This window comes from Erythrobacter oryzae (assembly GCF_030271515.1).
Taxonomy (GTDB): Bacteria; Pseudomonadota; Alphaproteobacteria; order Sphingomonadales; family Sphingomonadaceae; genus Erythrobacter; species Erythrobacter oryzae.
Map to the genome: position 1 here is coordinate 357,912 of NZ_JASCXI010000002.1, position 19,462 is coordinate 377,373.

Here is a 19,462-nt window from a genome sequence, read left to right on the forward strand (position 1 = left end):
CTCTCGTCCCTCCCCGTCCCGCAGGGATGGGGAGGTGGCCGCGCGTCAGCGCGGTCGGAGGGGTAGGGCGGCAGGGCGCAAACCCCTCCGTCAGCCCTGCGGGCTGCCACCTCCCCATTCGTTCCGAACGGGGAGGGACGTGTGGCTGAGGTTATCGCCCTCATTGATTACGGCGCGGGCAATCTCCACTCCGTCCATAACGCTTTGAAGGCAGCCGGAGCCGAGGTCACCGTCACCGCCGATCCTTACGTGGTGCGCGCGGCTGACCGGATCGTGCTCCCCGGCGTCGGCGCCTTCCGCGCCTGCGCCGAGGGTCTCAATGCGCTCCCCGGCATGGTCGAGGCGATGACCGAGCGGGTGCAGGTCGGCGGCGCGCCCTTCCTCGGCATCTGCGTCGGGATGCAGCTGCTGGCCGAGCGCGGCCTCGAATTCGGCGCCCATCGCGGCCTCGGCTGGATTCCGGGCGAGGTGCGGCTGATCCAGCCCTCCGACCCGAGCATCAAGGTGCCGCACATGGGCTGGAACGATGTCGCCATGCTCCCCCACGCGCGGGATCACGCGGTGATCGAGGAGGGCGAGGCCTATTTCCTCCACTCCTACCACTTCGCCGCGTCCGATCCGCAGCACGTCGCCGCGATGACCGACCACGGCGAGGGGCTGGTCGCCGCCGTGGCGCGCGACAACATCATCGGCGTGCAGTTTCACCCGGAGAAGAGCCAGGCTTACGGGCTCGCCACGCTCCGGCGCTTTCTGGAGTGGTATCCGTGATCATCTTCCCCGCCATCGACCTCAAGGGCGGCCAGGTCGTGCGCCTCGCCGAGGGCGACATGGACCGCGCCACGATCTACGGCGATGACCCGGCCGCGCAGGCGCTGATCTTCGCGGAAGCCGGGGCCGAGCACCTCCACGTGGTCGACCTCGACGGCAGCTTCGCGGGCGAAAGCCGCAACCGCGCGGCGGTGGAGGCGATTGTCGAAGCCTTCCCCGGCTACGTGCAACTGGGCGGCGGCATCCGCGACGCGGCGGCGGTCGAGGGCTGGTTCAACCTCGGCGTGGCGCGCGTGGTGATGGGCTCGGCGGCCCTGAAAAACCCCGAGTTCGTGCGCGAGATGGCGCGCGAGTGGGAGAACGGCATCGTCGTCGCGGTCGACGCCAAGGACGGCATGGTCGCGACCGAGGGCTGGGCGGAGGTCTCCGACGTCCCCGTCACCGATCTTGCGCGCCGGTTCGAGGACGCAGGCGTCGCCTCGCTGCTGTTCACCGATATCGGGCGGGATGGGTTGCTCAAGGGCGTGAACATCGAGGCGACCGTCGACCTCGCCCGCCGCGTCGACATCCCGGTGATCGCCAGCGGCGGAGTGAAGGGCCTCGACGACATCCACATCCTCTCGCTCCACGCGCACGAGGGGATCGAGGGGGTGATCACGGGCCGTGCGCTCTACGAAGGGCGGCTCGATCTGGCCGCGGCGATCGCGATGGGGGCTCGGGCATGATGGAGCTGAGGGAAGTCGTCATGGTCAGCGGCGTGTTCAGCGTCGGCGCCGTGCTGGCGATCCGCAAGCTCCTCGCAGATGGCGCGGTCTATCAGCACCTGCCCTATTACGCGCGCTATGATCGCGAGGAGCACCCGATCAGGTTCGGCAGCTGGATCGCCATCAACCTGACCATCATCGCGACCTTCATCGTGTCGCTGGCTGTCTGGCTCTTCATATGACCGTCCGCATCCGCGTCATCCCTTGCCTCGACGTCGCCAATGGCCGCGTGGTCAAGGGCGTCAATTTCGTCGACCTGAAGGACGCGGGCGATCCGGTCGAGCAGGCGCGCGCCTATGATGCGGCGGGGGCGGACGAGCTGTGCTTTCTCGACATCTCCGCCAGCCACGAAGGGCGCGGGACGCTGCTCGACATGGTGCGGCGCACGGCCGAGGTGTGTTTCATGCCGCTGACCGTCGGGGGCGGGGTGCGCTCGGCCGAAGATGCGCGCGCGCTGCTGCTGGCCGGGGCGGACAAGGTCGCGGTCAACTCCGCCGCCGTCGCCCGGCCCGAGCTGGTGGGCGAGATCGCCGCGAAGTTCGGCAGCCAATGCGTCGTCGCCAGCGTCGACGCGCGCCGGACGCCGCGCGGGAACTGGGAGATTTTTACGCATGGCGGCAGGAAGCCGACCGGGATCGACGCGGTCGAATATGCGATGAAGGTCGCGGACCTTGGCGCGGGCGAATTGCTGGTGACGAGCATGGACGGGGACGGGACGCAGCGGGGATACGACCTCGCCCTGACCCGCGAGATCGCCGACGCGGTCAGCGTGCCGGTGATCGCGAGCGGCGGGGTGGGGAGCCTCGAACACCTCGTTGCCGGTGTCACAGAAGGCCACGCCAGCGCGGTCCTCGCGGCGAGCATCTTCCACTTCGGCCACCACACCATCGCCGAAGCCCACGCGGCTCTCAGGGCGGCGGGGCTGCCGGCGCGCGGATAAACTCGCCTCCCCTTGGGGAGGGGTTGGGGGTGGGGGTGCGGCAGCCGCGGCCGTCGGACACCCATCCCCAACCCCTTCCCTCAAGGGAAGGGGCTTTAAGTGCCTGCTCGTGTCCACTATGCCTCCACGCATGGACACCCTCGCCCGCCTCGAAGCCACGATCGCCCAGCGCCTCACCGCCTCGCCGGAGGAGAGCTATGTGGCGAAGCTCCACCACAAGGGCCTCAAGAAGATCGCCCAGAAGCTGGGCGAGGAGGCCACTGAAACCGTAATTGCCGCGCTTGCGGGCGACGAGAAGGAACTGGTGGGCGAGGCCGCCGACCTGCTCTTCCACCTGATGGTCCTGCTCGCCGAAAAGGGCGTGTCGCTGGAAACGGTGCTCGCCGAACTCGACCGCCGCGAGGGCCTGTCCGGTCTCGCCGAAAAAGCTTCCCGTTCGGAGTAACCCATGCCGATCGACCCGACCCTGCCTTACGACGACAACAACATCTTCGCGAGGATCCTGCGCGGCGAAATCCCCTCGCGAAAAGTCTACGAGGACGACTGGGCGCTCGCCTTCGAGGACATCAACCCGCAGGCCGAAGTCCACACGCTGGTGATCCCCAAGGGTCGCTATGTCAGCTGGGACGATTTCTCGGCGAAGGCCTCCGACGCGGAAATCGCCGGTTTCGTGCGCGCGGTCGGCGAGGTTGCGCGGATGAAGGGCCTCGTCGAGCCCGGCTACCGCCTCCTCGCCAATATCGGCGCGCATGGCGGGCAGGAGGTGCCGCACCTCCACGTCCACATCTTCGGCGGCCAACCCTTGGGGCCGATGATCTGGAAGCGCGGCTGAACGCCTCCGCCTCGCGCGCTCAACCCCGTTAGCCTGCGGTTCATCGACAAATCGCGATGTCGCGCCTTTGCAACGGATTCCCCGCTAGGCTAGGTGGCGCCTATGACCTCTCCCCATCCCCCCGGCGGCGTCCTCGATGGCGCGCGGCATCTCTATGCGGTGCGCGTCTATTACGAGGACACGGATCTGTCGGGCATCACCTACCACGCCAATTACCTGCGCTGGTTCGAGCGGGCACGCTCCGACCTGCTTCGGATGCTCGGCATCGACCAGCGCGCGGCGATCGAGAGCGGAGAGGGCGCCTATGCGCTCAGCGAGGTCAATCTGAAGTACCTCGCGCCTGCGCGGCTGGACGATGACGTGGTGATCGAGACCCGCTGCACCGAGTTGGGCGCGGCCTCGTGCCGGATGCACCAGATTGCGCGGCGGGCCGATCAAACTCTGTGCGAGGCGCATTTGCGTGTCGGCTTCATCACGCTAGACGGGCGCCCGCGCCGCCAACCGGCCGAATGGCGCGCCGCCTTCCAGACCTTCATGACCCAAGGACCCGTACCCCTGTGACGCTCGACCTGCTAGCCGCCGCCGCGCCCGCTCCGACCCGCCTCGATCCGGTCGAGCTGTTTATTCAGGCCGACATCATCGTCCAGGCCGTGATGGCGGGCCTGATCCTTGCGAGCGTGTGGGTGTGGATGATCATCGTCTCCTTCTCCCTGCGCATCGGCGGCCTCTCCAAGAAGTCGCGCGAATACGAAAGCGAGTTCTGGGAGCAGCAGAACCGCGAGGGACTGCTGACCAAGCAGGTGCGCAAGGAAGTCCCCGCCGCCCGCGTCGCCGCCGCCGGGCTCGATGAATGGCGCAAGTCGACCGCCAAGCAGCCGGTCGACCGCGACGCTGCCCGCCAGCGCATCGCCGCAGTGATGGACAGCCAGATCGCGGAAGAGGCCGACGAGCTTGCCGGGCGCCTGAATTTCCTCGCCACGGTCGGCTCGGTCGCGCCCTTCGTCGGGCTGTTCGGGACGGTGTGGGGGATCATGAACTCCTTCTTCCAGATCGGCGCGCAGCAGAGCGCGTCGCTGGCGGTGGTGGCTCCCGGCATCGCCGAAGCGCTGTTTGCGACCGCCATCGGCCTGTTCGCCGCGATCCCCGCGGTGATCGCCTACAACCGCTTCGGCGGGTCGGTGGACCGTTACGAGGCGGCGCTGCAGCGGTTCGCCGACAAGCTCCACACGGGGCTCAGCCGGGAACTGGACCGGGCATGAGGGGGCGTTTTTGTTTTCCGCACGCCATCCGGCGCGCGAAATCCTCGCTCACACGGCCTGACGGCCCCGTCGCTGCGGGCGGCCGTTCGGCCTTGCGGCGGCTTCGCCGCCGAGGGGACGACTGATGGGAATGGCCACCAACTCCCGCCGCAAAGGCTCCCGCCGCTCGCGCCGTGCCGCCATGTCGGAGATCAACGTCACGCCGCTGGTCGACGTGATGCTGGTGCTGCTGATCATCTTCATGGTGACGGTGACGCTTCCCGCAGTCGGCGTGCCCGTGGAACTCCCCGAAAGCCGCGCCGCGCCGGTCGAGGAGAAGCCCGACCAGATCACCGTCTCGATCGACGCTGCGGGCACGATCTATATCGAGGATGCCCCGGTGCCCGCCGGGGGCCTCCCCGCCGCGCTCGAGGCGCTGCAACGCGGGGGCGAGCCGCCGCTGGTGGTGCTGCGCGGCGACCGCAGTCTCGATTACGGCAGAGTGATGCAGGTGATGGGCGAGCTGGGCCGTGCGGGGTTCACCTCGATCTCGCTGGTCACCGACGGTTCAGTTAGCGCGCCATAACCGGGGAAAGCATGGCAGACTTCGCGCTCAGGAACGAAGAGAAGATCGGCCTCGGCGCTGCCGTGCTGCTGCATGGCGCGCTGGTGGGCTTGCTCGCGATGCAGACGATGCGCAGCGAGGTCGCGGTCTTCCCCGAGCGGATCAATGTGAGCCTCACGACCGAGGTGGGGCTGGAGGCGGCAGCGCCCGATCCGGTGAGCGAGAGCCGCATGGCCGCAGCCCCGACGATCGACATCAACCCAGCGCCAGCGCCCGAAGCCGCCAATCCCGAGCCTGCGCCGCGCGCGGCTCCGGTGCCCCCCAAGCCCCCGGCGCGCACCGCGACCCAGCAGCCCGCGCCCACCCGCGACCGCTCGCGCCCCGACCGCACGCCGCCCAAGCAGGTGATCACGCCGCCGCGCCAGACCACCGGCAAACCGGGCGGTGCGCCGCGCATCGGTGACGACTTCCTCGACGGCAAGGGCAGCTCGACCACCACCACCGAAACCCGCGCGCCTGCGGCCAAGTTTGGCAGCACCGAGCGCGCGGCTCTGTTTTCAGCGATCACTCGTCAGATTCGGCCGCATTGGCAGGGGCAGGCACCCTCCGGAGTCGACGTCGAAAAGCTGGTTGCGGTCGTCAACTGGGAGCTCAACCCCGATGGCTCTCTCAAGGGGCGCCCGCGCTGCAAGGTCAATCCGGCCAGCATCACCACCAGCAACCAGCCCCAAGTTGGCGTCTATTGCGAGCGCGCCATCCGCGCCGTGCAGCGCGCTGCCCCTTTCAAACTGCCCGAACAATTCTACGATCGCTGGAAGGCGCTAGAATGGCAATTCGACCGAAGGCTCTGACATGACCAAGACAATCCTCCTGCTCACCGCTGCCCTGCTGGCCGCGCCGCTTGCCGCGCAAGACCTTGGCGCACCGATGGGAGAGGATCAGAAGGTCGAGAGCGTCGCGGTCGAGGGCGAGGACGCCGACGGCCCGCTGCGCGGCACCGTCACCGACGAGGCCGCCTGGTCCGACATCGGCATCGCCATCCCCGCCTTCGCCACCGACCGTGAACGCCCGACCCCCGCCAACGAAGCCGGCACCGGCGCCTTGGGCCGCGAGATTGCGCGGGTCATCACCGCCAACCTCAGGAACAACGGCCTCTTCAAGCCCGTCGGCCCAGACAGCCTGCCGCAGCCCGCCTTCTCGGCGATCCGCGCGCCTGCCTATGGCGCGTGGAGTGGGCAGGGCGCGGAAATGCTGGTGCAGGGCTATGTCACCGCGCGCGACGACGGGCGGCTGGTGGTCGGCTGCTATCTCTACGACGTCGCGCTCCAGCAGCAATTGGTGCGCGAGGGCTGGGTGGTCGCCGCGGCCGACTGGCGGCGCGCGGCGCACAAGTGCTCGGACCTCATCTTCTCGCGCCTCACCGGCGAGAGCCCGTTCTTCGACAGCCGCATCGCCTATATCGCCGAGACCGGCCCCAAGGACCGCCGCGTCAAGCGCCTCGCGGTGATGGACAGCGACGGTGCGAACCACCGCTTCCTGACGCTGGGCAGCGCCACCGCGCTCACCCCGCGCTACTCGCCCGACTATTCGAAGATCCTCTACCTCTCCTATGTCGACGGCAATCCGCGCATCTATGTCTATGACATCGGCAGCGGCAAGCAGACGCTGGTGACCGAGAACCGCAACCCCACCATCGCCCCGCGCTGGTCGCCCGACGGCAAGTCGATCCTGTTCTCGATGGCGGTCGCGGGCGATACCGACATCTACCTCATCCCGGCAACCGGCGGGACCGCGAAGAAGCTGACCGACACCCCGGGGATCGACGTCGGCGGCTCCTACTCGCCCGATGGCTCCAAGATCGTGTTCGAGAGCGACCGTTCGGGCAGCCAGCAGTGCTACATCATGGATGCCGACGGGAAGAACCAGAAGCGCATCAGCTTCTTCGGCGGGCGCTGCGCGACGCCCGAATGGAGCCCGCGCGGCGACCAGATCGCCTTCACGCGGATCGCGGGCGACTTCAACGTCGCGGTGATGAACACCAGCGGCGGGGGCATGCGCGTCCTCACCCGCGGCTGGCAGGACGAGGCCCCGACATGGGCACCCAACGGCCGCATCATCCAGTTCTTCCGCACCGAGAAGAACACCGGCCGCTCCGGCATCTGGCAGGTCGACCTGACCGGCCAGAACGAACGCCGCCTGCCGACGCCCGTCGACGCCTCCGACCCCGCCTGGGGCCCGATCCGCCCCTGACCCATAACGACAAGAAAGGAACTCGAGCGATGAACACCAAGCTTGCGACGATCCTGCTCCTCGCCTCGGCGAGCACGCTGGCAGCCTGCGCCAAGAAGGCGCCCGACGACATTCCGCCCCCGCCGCTCGAGACCACGCCGACCCCGACCCCGACCCCGCGTCCGACCACGCCCGCCGGCCCGGCTGTGGGCACGCAGGCGCACTTCGCAGCTGCCGTCGGCTCCTCGACCACGATCTACTTCGACACCGATCGGTACAATGTCGACACGCAGGATGCCGCCGCGCTTCAGGCACAGGCGCAGTATTTCGCGCGCTATCCGCAGATCACCTTCACCATCGAAGGCCACGCCGACGAGCGCGGCACGCGCGAATACAACATCGCGCTGGGCGAGAAGCGCGCCAATGCGGCCAAGGCCTATCTGGTCAGCCTCGGCGTCGATGGCAGCCGCATTTCGGTGGTGAGCTACGGCAAGGAGCGCCCGGTCGCGCTTGCCTCGAACGAGGCCGCCTGGGCGCAGAACCGCCGCGCGGCGAGCGTCATCATCAATTGAGGCCGGGGCCCCCTGGCCTTTCGGCGCAATGCGTCGGGGGCCGGGGAGGCTGAAGGGGCGCGGCCCCGGGGCCGCGCTGCGTGGCCGCTGGCACGGGTCCCTCGGCTTCGCCTTCGGGGCCCCCACCCCAACCCCTCCCCAAGGGGAGGGGCGAACGGCGCCTCAGAAGGCCAGCACCAGAGCGACCGGCGCCTCGATCCCCGCCAGTTCGCGCGCGCCCGTGATCATGCACAGCCCCGCGAGCGCGAGCACGCAGAAGAGGCTGGAGAGGGTCAGTTGCTGGCTCATGGTTTCGGGTCCTTTTGCAATGCAACATTTCACATTGCAACCGGTTCCCGTGTTCTCACGCCTTCCCATTCGCGGCCATAGCGCCTAGATTGACCGCGTGACCCAATCGACCAACGACATGACTTCGGGCAAGGCCCGGTGAGCCGCGCGCGCCGGTCGATGGATTGGGGCTTCCCGCGCTGGCGGCCCTATGGTTCCTCGCAGGAAGCGGCGAACGTGCGCATCTGCGACCGCCACGGCTGCGACGAGCCGGGCGATTGCCCCGCGCCCAAGGCCCCCAACAGCCGCGACCGGTGGTATTTCTGCCAGAAGCACGCCGCCGAATACAATTCCAAGTGGGACTACTTCGAGGGCCTCGACAAGGCCGAGAAGGAGGAACGCGCCCGCGCCGAGCGGCAGGAAAGCGCGGGCTATGCCGAAAGCGCCCACTACGGCTGGGCGGGATCGGGCGACGGCTCGCGCTCGGCCGACGAGATGCGCGCGCTGGAAGTGCTCGGGCTCGAACCCGATGCCGATTTTGCCGCGGTCAAGAAGGCCTACCGAGCCCGCGCCAAGGAAGTGCACCCCGACGTCAAGCCGGGCGATGCCGAGGCGGCGAAGCAGTTCCAGCTGATCCAGACCAGCTACGAAGTCCTGCGCGCGGCCGAAGAACGGCGCGAGTGGCGGGGGTGAGCCGCCCGCTGCGGTAGGGACGAAAGCATTTTCCTACTCGCGCGGGCTGTGACAGCTTTCGGGAATGTCCTGCCCCGCGCTCCTTCCCGCCTGCACCCGTGCCGCCTCAGGCAGCCTCGCGCGGGGGAGGGTTTTTCGCCTCTGGACAGTGTCTCTCGTGTCTCATGGTTCAGCCTTGCGCGCTCAGGGCTGAACGGGCGGGCCGGCAAAGCCCTTGCCCTTCGAGTCGATCTGCGGATCGGGGTTGTCGTTCCACCACGGCACGTCGGTCCAGGGGCGCACGTCGACCTCGTGGCTCCAGCAGTTGCGGGGCTGGTGGGCGAGGTGCCAGTAGGTCTCGGCAAGGGCTGCGGGGTCGATGACGCCGTCGCTCCCCTTGCCCGCCTTGAAGGCGTCGAACTTGGACCCGAGCAGCTTGCCGAGGGTGTCGGGGGCGTCGACCGGGCCGTCGACGATGACGTGGGCGACATGGATGCCCTTGGGGGCGAACTCGGCGTTCAAGGTCTGGCACAGCATCCGCCGCCCGCCCATCGCTGCGGCGTGGCTGTGCTGGCCCGCGTTGCCGCGCACTGCGGCGGTGGCGGAGGTGACGAGGAGGGTGCCGTGGGGGCCGCCGTCGCGCGCGCGCGCGGTCATGTGCGGGAACAGCGCGTGGGCGAGGCGGAAGACGCCGTAGGTGCCGAGCCGCCAGCCGAGCTCGAAGATGCGGTGCGGGGTGTCGGGCAGGGCGCGGTTCCCGATCTGCGCGCCGAGGTTGTAGAGCGCAGCGCGGATGGGGCCGATCTCGGCCTCGGTGCGCGCGACCAGCTCCTCGATGCTGCCGTCCTCGGCGGCGTTGAGCAGGGTGCCGGTGGCAGAGCCGCCCGCCGCCTCGATCTCGCCCACCATGCGGGCGAGCCCCTCCTCGTCCGAGCGGCGGGCGAGGACGGCGTGGTAGCCCCCGGCGGCAAAGCGCGCGGCGGCGTTGCCCCCGATCCCGGCGCCCGCGCCGATGACGAGGAACACGGGTTTGCGGGTGTCGGTCATGTGTGCGGTCTCCCTGCCGCCACCCTGAAACTTGCGCGACCGCGGGTCAAACAAGTTCACGATGGCGGCGGGAAAGCAGGACTACACGGCGTCGAGCGCCTGCGCGAAGTCGGCGATCAGGTCGTCCGCGTCCTCGATGCCGACGCTGATGCGCACGAGGTTGTCGGTGATGCCGAGCAGGTCCTTCCTCGCTTGCGGCACCGAGAGGTGGGTCATCGAGGCGGGGTGGCTCGCCAGCGTCTCGGTCCCGCCGAGGCTGACGGCGAGCTTGGCGATGGTGAGGTTGTCGAGGAAGCGGAAGCACTCCGCCTCGCCGCCCTTGATGAAGACCGAGAAGGTGCTGCCGGCGCCGAGGCAGTGGCGGTCGTAGATGTCCTGCTGGCGCGCATCGGCGATGAAGCCGAGGTAGCCGAGGCCCTCGACCTTGGGGTGGTCACGCAGGAAGGCGCAGACCTTGGCGGCGTTCTCGCCGGCACGCTGCATGCGCAGCTCGACCGTCTCGAGCGAGCGCAGGAGCATCCAGGCGGTGTTGGGGTCGACGATCCCGCCCATCGTGTTGCGCAGCGCGCGCACCGGCGCGATCCACTTCTTCGCGCCCGCTATGGAGCCTGCCACGAGGTCGGAATGGCCGCCGACATACTTGGTGAGCGAGTAGGCGACGATATCCGCCCCGTGATCGAGCGGCCGCGACCACAGGGGGCCGAGGAAGGTGTTGTCGATGGCGATGGGGGTGTCGGGAAGGTGAGCATCGCGGGCGTCCCTGACCGCCTCGACATCGACCAGCGCGTTGGTGGGGTTGGCGGGGCTTTCGAGGTAGATCATGGCGACCTTGCCGCCGTGCTCCGCCGCCTGCGCCTTGGCCCTGGCGAGCACCGCGTCCAGCTCCTCGCGGGTCGCGCCCGCGGGGAAGTCGACGTAGCTGACCCCGAAGCGGCTCAGCACCTTGGCGACGAAGCCCTCGCTCGCCGCGTAGAGCGGGCCCGAGTGGACGATCACGTCGCCCGCGCTGGCATAGGCCATCATCAGGATGCAGATCGCGGTCATCCCGCTGCTGAAAGTGAGTGCGTCCTCGGCCCCGTCCCACACCGCGAGGCGGTCTTCGAGGATCTCCTGGTTGGGGCCGTTGAAGCGCGAGTAGACGAGGCCCTCGGCCCCGCCTTCGCGCAGGCCGGTGATGCCCTCGAAGTGGCGCTTGCCCGCCGCCGCGCTCTCGAAGGCGAAGGTGCTGGTGAGGAAGATCGGGGCCTTCAGCGAACCTTCCGAGAGGACCGGGTCGTAACCGTGGCCCATCATCAGCGTGGCGGGGCTCAACGGGCGGCCGTTGATCTCGCGCCTTGCGGGCTTGGGCTTGCGGCGCGGGGTGGGGGTGTCGACGGCGTCTGTGGCGTCGGGCATGGGACGCGATCCTTCCTATTGGTCACGCTCCCAGGAAGGCGGGAGCCGGTCGCGGCAGGCAGGGCGCCCGTTCCTAACCTCCGCAGGAACGCCTCTCCGCTGCCGCCGCTGTGCTGGGGCAAGAGCTACCGCGTGCGCACGATCCTTTCAACCGCGTGGCGCAAGATTTCACACGAGAGTTGCGATCAACCACACCACACCCACGATCAGCACCGCCCCCGCCACGTCGAGCAGCGCGCCCGCGGTCACCATCGCGCCGATGCGGATGCGGCCCGTCGCCCAGGCGATAGCGTTGGGGCCGGTGCCGGCCGGGAGCATGAAGCCCCAGCTCGATGCCAGCGCCGCGGGGAGCGCGAGCAGCACCGGATCGGCCCCCAGCGCCACCACCAGCGAGGCGACCACCGGGATGATGCCCGTGGCGGTCGCGACGTTGCTCGCGAACTCGGTGATGACGATCACCAGCACCGTCACCGCGAGCGCGACGAGCAGCAGCGGCCATGCCTCGAGCGGGAGCAGCGCGGTGCCGATCCACTTGGCAAGACCCGAGGCCGACATCCCTCCCGCCAGCGCAAGGCCTCCGCCGAACATGAAGATCACGCTCCACGGCGCGCGCTCGGCCTCGCGCCACACCAAGAGCGGGCGGCCGGTGCCGTCGGGCAGGAGGAAGAGCGCGAGCGCGGCGATCACCGCGATGGTGCCGTCGGTCCAGCTGCCGGGCGGCAGCAACGGCGCCACCAGCGGCTGGGTGACCCAGGCGATGAAGGTGACGAGCGCGACCGGCACGAGCCGCTTCTCAGGGTTGGTCCACACCGCATTGCCATCGATCGCGGCACGCGCCGCGGCGACGTCGAAGGGATGCGCGGCCACACGCTGCACCCGCGCGACGATGAAGGCGGCGAGCGGCACGCTCAGCAGCACCAGCGGGATGCCGTAGAGCGACCACTCGGCAAAGGTGATGCGCACCCCCGCCAGCTTGTCGAGCAGCCCGACGGCGATGGCATTGGTGGGCGAGCCGACGATGGTGCCGAGCCCGCCGATGCTCGCGGCAAAGGCGATGCCCATGGGGAGGGCGCCCGCGATGCCGTCCTGGGGAGGCGTGTCTCCCTCGATCACGCTCCCGCCGCCCTCCAGCACCGCCAGCGCCATCGGCATCATGATCAGCGCGGTCGAGGTGTTGGAGATGAACATCGAGAGCAGCGCGGTCGAGAGCATGAAGGCAATCAGCAGCCGCACCGGCCCGCCCCCGGCCCCGACGGCGCGCAGGATCGCGAGGCTGAGGCGGCGGTGCAGCCCGGTGCGCTCGATCGCGAGCGCGATGAAGGCGCCGCCCAGCAGCAGGAACAGGATCGGGGAGTAGTAGGTGCCCGCAGTCGTCTCTGCGTCCGAAACCCCCGCCAGCGGGAGGATCACGAAGGGCAGCATCGCCGTCACCGCGAGCGGCATCGCCTCGGTCATCCACCACGCCGCCATCCAGGCCGTCAGGCCCGCGACCAACCATGCCCCGTCGCCCATCCCCGCGGGCGGGGCGGTCAAAGCGGTGAGGGCAAAGGCCAGCGGGCCGAGAGCCAGACCGATGCCGCGCGGCGTCATGCGATGCTTGTCTCCCCCGGGCATGGGGCAGGGACTACCAGCACGGGCAGGGCGCGGGCAAGGAAAAGGGGCGGGAGCATCGCTGCCCGCCTCTCGATCCTTGGCCAGCGCGCGCTTACTTGGGCGCGAGCACCATCAGCATCTGGCGGCCTTCGAGGCGCGGGAAGGCTTCGACCTTCGCATACTCGGCGACATCGTCCTGCACCTGCTTGAGCAGGTCCATGCCGAGGTGCTGGTGCGCCATCTCGCGCCCGCGGAAGCGCAGGGTGATCTTCACCTTGTCGCCATGCTCGATGAACTTGTGCACGTTGCGCATCTTCACGTCATAGTCATGCGTGTCGATGTTCGGACGCATCTTCACTTCCTTGATGTCCTGCGTCTTCTGCGTCTTGCGCGCGAGGTTCGCCTTCTTCTGCGCCTCGTAGCGATACTTGCCGACATCGAGGAACTTGCACACCGGCGGGTCCGCGTTGGGGGACACTTCGACGAGGTTCAGGCCCTTCTCGTTGGCCTGCTCAATCGCTTCGCGCGTGTACATCACGCCGAGGTTTTCGCCTTCGTCATCGATGACGCGAACCTTCGGAACGTTGATCATGAAATCAAAACGAGGGCCGCTTTTGACGGGCGGGGCCAACGAGCGCCGGGGTGGACGTGATATGGGGTGTTCTCCTGTGGTAGCTTCGTGCTGGCGGGTATGTAGTGCGAAACGGGGCCGAGCGCTAGGTGGAGTCTTGAAAGGGATGGCAAGCGTCGGCGAAATCTCGCACTCCCGGGCCGTGTCACATAAGTGCAAACACTTAGCTGTGTAGTTTCAGCAACTTCACGGAACCAATCAGGATCCTGCGCATTTTTAGATCGGGTGCGAATGGGATCGCGCGGCCCTGGCAGGCCAGCCTTTGCTGGCGGTGATTGGGGAGACATCATGCAAAATCGTCATGCAACAGCAGGCCTTCCTGCGACAGAAGCGCCTTCGCCGACTTGTGCGTCTGGCTTGCATCGCAGATCCAGGGTCCGCCCGGGCCTCGGCATGAACGATGGCATGGCCGATGATTACATCGCCTTGGTGGAGGGTTGGCAAAGCGCAGATGGCGAAAGCGTTTTCGACCAAGCCCTCGCGCCCAAGCCCATGGTCTCGCTTGATGTCATCGCGGAGCAGATGTCGGCCGGGCAGATGCGCCAGATGGGAAGCGCGTTGTTAAAGCTGGCCGACGCGCTTGATGACAACTGGGATCCGGCACGGGTGCGTGCCAGCCACCACTGTCTGACCCAGGCCGGGCGGATTGAGCGCAACGCGCTCCGCCTCGCGCAGGTCGCTCTGCGGATGCGGGCGGCGGCGCTTCGCCGTAGTCGGCATCTTTCGGGCGAATGGTTCGGCGAACCGGCATGGGAAATGCTTCTCGAACTCTTCATCCAGTTCTCCGGCGGCGCGCGGGTTTCCACGAAGAGCCTCGCCATCGCCTCGGGCGCACCTGATACCACCGCTTTGCGCGTCATGGACCGGCTCGAGGCCGCAAGGCTCATCGCGCGCTCGCCTTCGCAGACCGACAAGAGGGTCACGCTTGTCAGCCTGACCCGCGAGGGCGTGGTCGCGGTGGGATCGGTGCTGATGGAGGCCGAGATTTAGGCTATCTGGCTCAAGGCGCTTGGTAAAGGTGCACGCCCCATGCGGCCTCGGGGAAATCGATGAAGCCCAGTCCCGCTGCGCGCGGCAGGAACCACAGGGCGAAGGTGACGAATCCGGCTCCCGCTGCCACGAAAAAGAGGCTGACCGGCCAAGGTGGCCGCCACTGCGATACGGCCAGCACCAATCCGATCCACGCACCGCCGAGGAGCGCAGTGCTGCGCCACAGGGCCGCGAGCGTGAACTTGTCTCCGAACAGCTGTCCGGTGGCGATCGCAAGGACTGCGTAGGCGATGGCCAGCATCGGCAGGGCCCCGGCAAGCCCAGCCCACATGATGGGGCGGCCATCGCGCAACGGGAGCACAACCCCGACGACAATCGGAACCGCGAGCCAGATCGCAACGTGCCAGACGGTCAGCGTGTCCCAGACATAGAGCAGCGGGACGAAGCGGTTCACGCCGCCGCCTGCCACAGCGGGAAGCGCGCGATGCGGCCCGATGCGGGCATCAGCGCCTCGATCCTTGCCGCCGGTTGCAGCGCGCCGAGGATCTCGGGGTGGCCAGCGTCGAGCCCTCCGGTGAGGGTGCCGAAGGCGGGGAGGATCATGCGCTCGGCCCCGCCTTGGTTGCGGCCCATCACCGCACAGGGGCGGGCGATGTGGCGGTTCTTCACGTTCACCCGCAGCTTGGGGTGGTAGTGGCCCGAGAGTTCAGGCGCGGTCTCTCCGGCGCGGGCCTCGTGGCGCAGGGTGACGCCGCCGAGCACCAGCTCGGGCACGATTGTCCCGCCGAAGCCGCGCGGCAATTCCTCGTCATGGTTGCCGGTGATCCACACCCAGTCGAGCGCGCGGGTCAGGGCTTCCAGCATCCCGGTGCAATGCGCGTCGAGCCGCAGCGCGCCTGCATCGTCGTGGAAATTGTCGCCCAGCGTGATGACCCGGCGCGCGCCCGTCACCTTCACGGCATCGGCGAGCCGCTCGAGCGTGTCGCGGCTGTCATAGGGCGGGAGCATCTGGCCCCTCGCGGCAAACCAGCTCGCCTTCTCCAGGTGCAGGTCGGCGACCAGCAGCGCACGCTCGGCCGGCCAGTAGAGCGCGCGGCCGCTCCCAAGCGCAAGCTCGTGTCCGGCGAAGGGGAAGGGGGCGAACATAGCGCGAACCATGCCCTCCCTCTGCCGCCAATTCCGCCGCTTGGCAACACTTGGCGACACGGCAAAGTCAGGGTTGCGGCCCGCGCGCCTTCGCCTATGGTGCGCGAAGATTACGGACGGGGATGTATGACGGACTGGACACCTTACACGGACCGCGCGCGCGTGTGGTTCGAGACTTTGCGCGATGACATCTGCGCCGAATTCGAGGCCATCGAGCGCGAGGCGGGCTCGGACGCCGCGTTTCAATACACCCCCTGGCAGCGCGAGGAGGAGGGCAACCCCGACCCGGGCGGCGGCACGCAGGGGCTGATGAAGGGCAAGGTGTTCGAGAAGGTCGGGGTCAACGTTTCGACCGTGCGCGGCAGCTTTGCCAAGGAATTTGCAGGCTCGATCAACGGGGCGAGCGCCGAGGCGCCGGGCTTCGTCGCCACCGGCATCAGCCTTGTCGCGCACATGGCCAACCCGCACGTGCCCGCCGTCCACATGAACACCCGCTTCCTCACCACCACCAAGGCATGGTTCGGCGGCGGCGCAGACCTCAATCCGCCGCTCCCCTATGCCGAGGACACCGAGCAGTTCCACACCGCGATGCGCGCCGCCTGCGATCCGCACAACGAAACCTATTACGAGCGGTATTCCAAGTGGGCGGAGGAGTATTTCTACATCCCCCACCGCAAGGTCCACCGCGGCGTGGGCGGGCTGTTCTGCGACCATCTCGAATGCCCCGACGATGCCGCATGGGAGCGCAACTTCGCCTTCATCCAGGACATCGGCAAGCAGTTCCTCGAGGTCTTCCCCGCGATCGTGAGGAAGCGGATGAACCAGCCCTTCGATACGGCGGACGAGGCGCAGATGTTCGAATACCGCGGCCGCTACGCCGAGTTCAACCTCGTCTACGACCGCGGCACGATCTTCGGCCTCAAGACCGGCGGCAATATCGACGCGATCCTGATGAGCCTGCCGCCGCGCGCGACGTGGTCCTAAGGCGCACGTTGGTCAAGCAGCGCTGAAATAGCCACCAGAGCACGTTGTGCGCATCCACTGGCGATCCCCGTCAGGATGGCGCTGGCGTCGCGTGCGACGCCAGCGCGGGTGGTAGCCGATCAGACGTTGGGATCGGGGAAAGAGTCGATCTCGGTGCAGAGCACGGTCGACGTGGTGGTCCGCGGCCCGCCAGGGCCTTCGGCGGTACGGGTCTCGCACAGATACATCGTGCAAGTGCCGAAGCGGCACGAGGTGTAGACATAGGACCCGTAGGCCATTGCTGCCGAAGGGGCGACAGCAGTCGCCAGACCGAGGCCGAGCAGGGCCATGTTCTTCAACTTCATATGCGATCCTTTCGAAGGTCTGCCGGAATAGGCAGAACCGAAAGGATGAGGGATGACCTCGGCCTGTCAATAACCTTTTGAAAAATATAATAATATTGCCGAATTGAGGTGTGAATTTTCCACGTCTCGAATGATCGTTTCACTTACCACGAATGCAAGTCAAAACAACGGGCAAGCCCCCGGGATGTTCCAGCTCCGGGAAAGAATTCCTGTTATATTACATTAGTTTACGAGACTCCCGAATCATCAGTGATAGGATCCGGCGTGACAAAGCCGTCTGCCTGATTGCGCGCCGTCGCTTGAACAAGTCATCATCCGCCATGAGCGGTTCATGGACGGATTGCCTAGGCACTTAACCCTTGCAGCTTGGGCAGGGGGAGGACACATTCGGATCATGCTGCGCCAGTACGAACTCGTCGAAAAAGTCCTCGATTACGACCCTGACGCCGACGAGGCGATGCTCAACCGTGCCTATGTCTATACCGTGCAGAAGCATGGGAGCCAGAAGCGCGCCTCGGGCGACCCCTATTTCTCGCACCCCGTCGAAGTCGCGGGGCTGATGACCGACCTGAAGCTCGACCAGGCCACCATCATCACCGCGCTGCTCCACGATACGGTGGAAGACACCCTCGCCACGATCGAGGACGTCGAGCTGCATTTCGGCTCCGAGGTCGCGCGGCTGGTGGACGGGGTCACCAAGCTCTCCAAGATCGAGGCCATGCCCGAGAACGAGCGCGCGGCGGAGAACCTGCGCAAGTTCCTGCTCGCCATGTCCGAGGACATCCGCGTCCTGCTGGTCAAGCTCGCCGACCGCCTCCACAACATGCGCACGCTCCACTTCATCAAGAACCCCGAGAAGCGCAAGCGCATCGCGCGCGAGACGATGGACATCTACGCCCCCCTCGCCGAGCGGGTGGGGATGTACGAATACATGCACGAGATGCAGGCGCTGGCCTTCCGCGAGCTGGAGCCCGAGGCCCACGCCACCATCACCGGGCGGCTCGAACAGCTGCGCTCGCAGGACGGCGGGCAGGTCGATGCGATTGCCTTGAAAATCAAGCAACGCCTCGCCGAAGCGGGGCTCAAGGTCGAGGTCTACGGGCGCGAGAAGCACCCCTATTCGATCTGGCACAAGATGGCCGAGCGCCATGTCAGCTTCGAACAGGTCACCGACATCATGGCTTTCCGCGTCCTGACCGAGAGCGACGAGGACTGCTACCGCGCATTGGGCATCCTCCACACCACCTGGCAGTTCCTGCCCGGGCGCTTCAAGGACTACATCTCGACGCCCAAGTCGAACGGCTACCGCTCCTTGCACACCTCGCTGATGTACGAGAATTCGATGCGGGTGGAGGTGCAGGTGCGCACGCGCGAGATGCACCGCACCAACGAATTCGGCCTCGCCGCGCACTGGGCCTACAAGCAGGGCGACAAGCCCGACGGGGCGGTGGGCTGGCTGCGCGACCTCATCGAGATCGTCGATGCCAGCCACGATGCCGAGGAGCTGCTCGAGCACACCCGCATGGCGATCTACCAGGATCGCATCTTCGCCTTCACCCCCAAGGGCGCGCTGTTCCAGCTACCCAAGGGGGCGACGGCGGTGGACTTCGCCTTTGCGGTCCATACCAATCTCGGGCTGCAAACGGCGGGCGTGAAGATCAACGGCCGCCACATGCCGCTGCGCACGCCGCTCGCCAATGGCGATGTGGTGGAGATCATCAAGAACCCCCACGCGAGCCCGCAGCTGTCGTGGCTCGCCTTCGTCGTCACCGGCAAGGCGCGCGCGGCGGTGCGCCGCGCGGTGCGGATGAAGGAGCGCGACGAGGTCGCGGCGATCGGCTCGAAACTGTTCGACGAGATCTCCGCCCGCGTGCCCGCCCGCATCGGCAAGAAGGCGATCCGCGCCGCGGTCGAACGGCTCGGCATGGAAGAGCCAGACGACCTCATGTACGCGATCGGCGCGGCCAAGATCACCGACCGCGAGGTGATGGAGGCGCTGGTCCCCGGCTGCACCGCGGGGATCGAGGAGGACGAGCACTGGGAACGCCGCGAGCGCGCGATCTCGATTACCGGCCTCACCCCCGGCGTCGCCTTCGACCTTGCCCCGTGCTGCCACCCCGTCCCCGGCGACCGCATCGTCGGCATCCGCCGCAAGGGCGAACCGGTGCTGGTCCACGCGATCGATTGCATGGAACTCGCAAGCGGGGTCGACAGCGACTGGATCGACCTTGCCTGGGGCAAGCAATCGGTCGGCGCCACGGGCCAGCTCTCGGTGACGATCTACGACCGGCTCGGCACGCTCGCCGAAATGGCGGGCATTTTCGCGCAGAACAAGGCCAACATCATCACCCTGATGCAGGCGCAGATCGACCATCCTTTCGTGACCTATGACGTCGAGGTCGAGGTGGAGGATGTGGGGCATTTGAACCGCATCGTCTCGGCCCTGCGCGCGAGCGACGCGGTGGCGCAGGCGGAACGGCAATAG

General features: G+C 67.6%; 24 protein-coding genes. 16 read left to right on the forward strand and 8 right to left on the reverse strand.

The window, feature by feature from the left end; all coding sequences use genetic code 11:
• The first annotated feature begins 141 nt into the window (after window positions 1-141).
• The 12 genes from hisH to pal all read left to right on the forward strand — a co-directional run bounded on the left by hisH (window position 142) and on the right by pal (window position 7,908).
• Window positions 142-768 (forward strand): imidazole glycerol phosphate synthase subunit HisH, encoded by a 627-nt coding sequence (hisH, locus tag PFX90_RS06510; RefSeq protein WP_285711567.1) that lies wholly within the window; start codon window positions 142-144, stop codon window positions 766-768.
• A complete protein-coding gene (gene hisA / locus PFX90_RS06515) occupies window positions 765-1,493 on the forward strand; it encodes a 1-(5-phosphoribosyl)-5-[(5-phosphoribosylamino)methylideneamino]imidazole-4-carboxamide isomerase (protein ID WP_285711568.1) in 729 nt (242 codons plus the stop codon). The genes hisH and hisA overlap by 4 nt, the downstream gene beginning before the upstream one ends.
• Window positions 1,490-1,714 carry a hypothetical protein gene (locus PFX90_RS06520; protein WP_285711569.1) on the forward strand — a complete coding sequence of 75 codons (225 nt, stop codon included), beginning with the start codon at window positions 1,490-1,492 and terminating at the stop codon, window positions 1,712-1,714. The genes hisA and PFX90_RS06520 overlap by 4 nt, the downstream gene beginning before the upstream one ends.
• On the forward strand, window positions 1,711-2,472 hold the full coding sequence (gene hisF / locus PFX90_RS06525) for an imidazole glycerol phosphate synthase subunit HisF (protein WP_285711570.1): 762 nt from the start codon (window positions 1,711-1,713) through the stop codon (window positions 2,470-2,472). Before PFX90_RS06520 ends, hisF begins: the two co-directional genes overlap by 4 nt.
• Before the next feature lie 130 nt (window positions 2,473-2,602).
• Window positions 2,603-2,917 carry a phosphoribosyl-ATP diphosphatase gene (locus PFX90_RS06530; RefSeq protein ID WP_285711571.1) on the forward strand — a complete coding sequence of 105 codons (315 nt, stop codon included), beginning with the start codon at window positions 2,603-2,605 and terminating at the stop codon, window positions 2,915-2,917.
• 3 nt (window positions 2,918-2,920) lie between these two features.
• Window positions 2,921-3,304 carry a histidine triad nucleotide-binding protein gene (locus PFX90_RS06535; RefSeq protein ID WP_285711572.1) on the forward strand — a complete coding sequence of 128 codons (384 nt, stop codon included), beginning with the start codon at window positions 2,921-2,923 and terminating at the stop codon, window positions 3,302-3,304.
• Window positions 3,305-3,406: 102 nt separating this feature from the next.
• On the forward strand, window positions 3,407-3,865 hold the full coding sequence (locus PFX90_RS06540; RefSeq protein ID WP_285711573.1) for a YbgC/FadM family acyl-CoA thioesterase: 459 nt from the start codon (window positions 3,407-3,409) through the stop codon (window positions 3,863-3,865).
• Window positions 3,862-4,563, forward strand: coding sequence for a protein TolQ (gene tolQ, locus PFX90_RS06545; RefSeq protein WP_285711574.1), 702 nt, complete (start codon window positions 3,862-3,864; stop codon window positions 4,561-4,563). The genes PFX90_RS06540 and tolQ overlap by 4 nt, the downstream gene beginning before the upstream one ends.
• A 124-nt stretch (window positions 4,564-4,687) precedes the next feature.
• Window positions 4,688-5,128, forward strand: coding sequence for an ExbD/TolR family protein (locus PFX90_RS06550; protein ID WP_285711575.1), 441 nt, complete (start codon window positions 4,688-4,690; stop codon window positions 5,126-5,128).
• Between the two features lie 11 nt (window positions 5,129-5,139).
• Window positions 5,140-5,958, forward strand: coding sequence for an energy transducer TonB (locus PFX90_RS06555; protein ID WP_285711576.1), 819 nt, complete (start codon window positions 5,140-5,142; stop codon window positions 5,956-5,958).
• 1 nt (window position 5,959) lies between these two features.
• The gene (gene tolB / locus PFX90_RS06560) at window positions 5,960-7,357 is read left to right on the forward strand and encodes a Tol-Pal system beta propeller repeat protein TolB (RefSeq protein WP_285711577.1); all 1,398 of its coding nucleotides are present in this window, start codon (window positions 5,960-5,962) and stop codon (window positions 7,355-7,357) included.
• Window positions 7,358-7,386: 29 nt separating this feature from the next.
• Window positions 7,387-7,908: a peptidoglycan-associated lipoprotein Pal gene (gene pal, locus PFX90_RS06565; protein ID WP_285711578.1), complete on the forward strand. Its 522-nt coding sequence runs from the start codon at window positions 7,387-7,389 to the stop codon at window positions 7,906-7,908.
• Window positions 7,909-8,070: 162 nt separating this feature from the next.
• Here pal and PFX90_RS06570 read toward each other — a convergent pair whose 3' ends face one another.
• On the reverse strand, window positions 8,071-8,196 hold the full coding sequence (locus PFX90_RS06570) for a hypothetical protein (protein WP_285711579.1): 126 nt from the start codon (window positions 8,194-8,196) through the stop codon (window positions 8,071-8,073).
• A gap of 138 nt (window positions 8,197-8,334) precedes the next feature.
• Here PFX90_RS06570 and PFX90_RS06575 point away from each other — a divergent pair, with 138 nt between their 5' ends.
• Window positions 8,335-8,868, forward strand: a complete 534-nt coding sequence (locus PFX90_RS06575) for a J domain-containing protein (protein WP_285711580.1) — start codon at window positions 8,335-8,337, stop codon at window positions 8,866-8,868.
• A 183-nt stretch (window positions 8,869-9,051) separates the two neighbouring features.
• On the opposite strand, the gene PFX90_RS06580 is transcribed toward PFX90_RS06575, so the two are convergent.
• The 4 genes from PFX90_RS06580 to infC all read right to left on the reverse strand — a co-directional run bounded on the left by PFX90_RS06580 (window position 9,052) and on the right by infC (window position 13,474).
• Window positions 9,052-9,894, reverse strand: a complete 843-nt coding sequence (locus PFX90_RS06580; RefSeq protein ID WP_285711581.1) for an SDR family NAD(P)-dependent oxidoreductase — start codon at window positions 9,892-9,894, stop codon at window positions 9,052-9,054.
• Between the two features lie 81 nt (window positions 9,895-9,975).
• Complete coding sequence (locus PFX90_RS06585; RefSeq protein ID WP_285711582.1) at window positions 9,976-11,289, reverse strand: cystathionine gamma-synthase family protein; 1,314 nt, start codon at window positions 11,287-11,289, stop codon at window positions 9,976-9,978.
• Window positions 11,290-11,457: 168 nt separating this feature from the next.
• Complete coding sequence (locus PFX90_RS06590) at window positions 11,458-12,879, reverse strand: SLC13 family permease (protein WP_285711583.1); 1,422 nt, start codon at window positions 12,877-12,879, stop codon at window positions 11,458-11,460.
• A 115-nt stretch (window positions 12,880-12,994) separates the two neighbouring features.
• Window positions 12,995-13,474 carry a translation initiation factor IF-3 gene (gene infC / locus PFX90_RS06595; protein ID WP_066531221.1) on the reverse strand — a complete coding sequence of 160 codons (480 nt, stop codon included), beginning with the start codon at window positions 13,472-13,474 and terminating at the stop codon, window positions 12,995-12,997.
• Between the two features lie 444 nt (window positions 13,475-13,918).
• Here infC and PFX90_RS06600 point away from each other — a divergent pair, with 444 nt between their 5' ends.
• Window positions 13,919-14,503, forward strand: coding sequence for a helix-turn-helix domain-containing protein (locus tag PFX90_RS06600; RefSeq protein ID WP_285711584.1), 585 nt, complete (start codon window positions 13,919-13,921; stop codon window positions 14,501-14,503).
• 10 nt (window positions 14,504-14,513) lie between these two features.
• Here PFX90_RS06600 and PFX90_RS06605 read toward each other — a convergent pair whose 3' ends face one another.
• Both PFX90_RS06605 and pdeM read right to left on the reverse strand, forming a co-directional pair.
• Window positions 14,514-14,957 (reverse strand): hypothetical protein, encoded by a 444-nt coding sequence (locus PFX90_RS06605; RefSeq protein ID WP_285711585.1) that lies wholly within the window; start codon window positions 14,955-14,957, stop codon window positions 14,514-14,516.
• The gene (gene pdeM, locus PFX90_RS06610; protein WP_285711586.1) at window positions 14,954-15,661 is read right to left on the reverse strand and encodes a ligase-associated DNA damage response endonuclease PdeM; all 708 of its coding nucleotides are present in this window, start codon (window positions 15,659-15,661) and stop codon (window positions 14,954-14,956) included. Before pdeM ends, PFX90_RS06605 begins: the two co-directional genes overlap by 4 nt.
• Window positions 15,662-15,775: 114 nt before the next feature.
• On the opposite strand from pdeM, the gene hemF reads away from it, so the two are divergent.
• Complete coding sequence (gene hemF, locus PFX90_RS06615; RefSeq protein ID WP_285711587.1) at window positions 15,776-16,633, forward strand: oxygen-dependent coproporphyrinogen oxidase; 858 nt, start codon at window positions 15,776-15,778, stop codon at window positions 16,631-16,633.
• A 119-nt stretch (window positions 16,634-16,752) separates the two neighbouring features.
• Here hemF and PFX90_RS06620 read toward each other — a convergent pair whose 3' ends face one another.
• Window positions 16,753-16,977, reverse strand: a complete 225-nt coding sequence (locus tag PFX90_RS06620; RefSeq protein WP_285711588.1) for a hypothetical protein — start codon at window positions 16,975-16,977, stop codon at window positions 16,753-16,755.
• A gap of 394 nt (window positions 16,978-17,371) precedes the next feature.
• Here PFX90_RS06620 and PFX90_RS06625 point away from each other — a divergent pair, with 394 nt between their 5' ends.
• On the forward strand, window positions 17,372-19,462 hold the full coding sequence (locus PFX90_RS06625; protein WP_285711589.1) for a RelA/SpoT family protein: 2,091 nt from the start codon (window positions 17,372-17,374) through the stop codon (window positions 19,460-19,462).

Coding starts and splice junctions, on each gene's coding strand:
- PFX90_RS06520 (WP_285711569.1), top strand. CDS start 1,490: ATGATGGAGCTGAGGGAAGTCGTCATGGTCAGCGGCGTGTTCAGCGTC.
- hisF (WP_285711570.1), top strand. CDS start 1,711: ATGACCGTCCGCATCCGCGTCATCCCTTGCCTCGACGTCGCCAATGGC.
- PFX90_RS06530 (WP_285711571.1), top strand. CDS start 2,603: ATGGACACCCTCGCCCGCCTCGAAGCCACGATCGCCCAGCGCCTCACC.
- PFX90_RS06535 (WP_285711572.1), top strand. CDS start 2,921: ATGCCGATCGACCCGACCCTGCCTTACGACGACAACAACATCTTCGCG.
- PFX90_RS06540 (WP_285711573.1), top strand. CDS start 3,407: ATGACCTCTCCCCATCCCCCCGGCGGCGTCCTCGATGGCGCGCGGCAT.
- PFX90_RS06550 (WP_285711575.1), top strand. CDS start 4,688: ATGGGAATGGCCACCAACTCCCGCCGCAAAGGCTCCCGCCGCTCGCGC.
- PFX90_RS06555 (WP_285711576.1), top strand. CDS start 5,140: ATGGCAGACTTCGCGCTCAGGAACGAAGAGAAGATCGGCCTCGGCGCT.
- tolB (WP_285711577.1), top strand. CDS start 5,960: ATGACCAAGACAATCCTCCTGCTCACCGCTGCCCTGCTGGCCGCGCCG.
- pal (WP_285711578.1), top strand. CDS start 7,387: ATGAACACCAAGCTTGCGACGATCCTGCTCCTCGCCTCGGCGAGCACG.
- PFX90_RS06570 (WP_285711579.1), bottom strand. CDS start 8,196: ATGAGCCAGCAACTGACCCTCTCCAGCCTCTTCTGCGTGCTCGCGCTC.
- PFX90_RS06580 (WP_285711581.1), bottom strand. CDS start 9,894: ATGACCGACACCCGCAAACCCGTGTTCCTCGTCATCGGCGCGGGCGCC.
- PFX90_RS06585 (WP_285711582.1), bottom strand. CDS start 11,289: ATGCCCGACGCCACAGACGCCGTCGACACCCCCACCCCGCGCCGCAAG.
- PFX90_RS06590 (WP_285711583.1), bottom strand. CDS start 12,879: ATGACGCCGCGCGGCATCGGTCTGGCTCTCGGCCCGCTGGCCTTTGCC.
- infC (WP_066531221.1), bottom strand. CDS start 13,474: ATGATCAACGTTCCGAAGGTTCGCGTCATCGATGACGAAGGCGAAAAC.
- PFX90_RS06600 (WP_285711584.1), top strand. CDS start 13,919: ATGGCCGATGATTACATCGCCTTGGTGGAGGGTTGGCAAAGCGCAGAT.
- pdeM (WP_285711586.1), bottom strand. CDS start 15,661: ATGGTTCGCGCTATGTTCGCCCCCTTCCCCTTCGCCGGACACGAGCTT.
- hemF (WP_285711587.1), top strand. CDS start 15,776: ATGACGGACTGGACACCTTACACGGACCGCGCGCGCGTGTGGTTCGAG.
- PFX90_RS06620 (WP_285711588.1), bottom strand. CDS start 16,977: ATGAAGTTGAAGAACATGGCCCTGCTCGGCCTCGGTCTGGCGACTGCT.
- PFX90_RS06625 (WP_285711589.1), top strand. CDS start 17,372: ATGCTGCGCCAGTACGAACTCGTCGAAAAAGTCCTCGATTACGACCCT.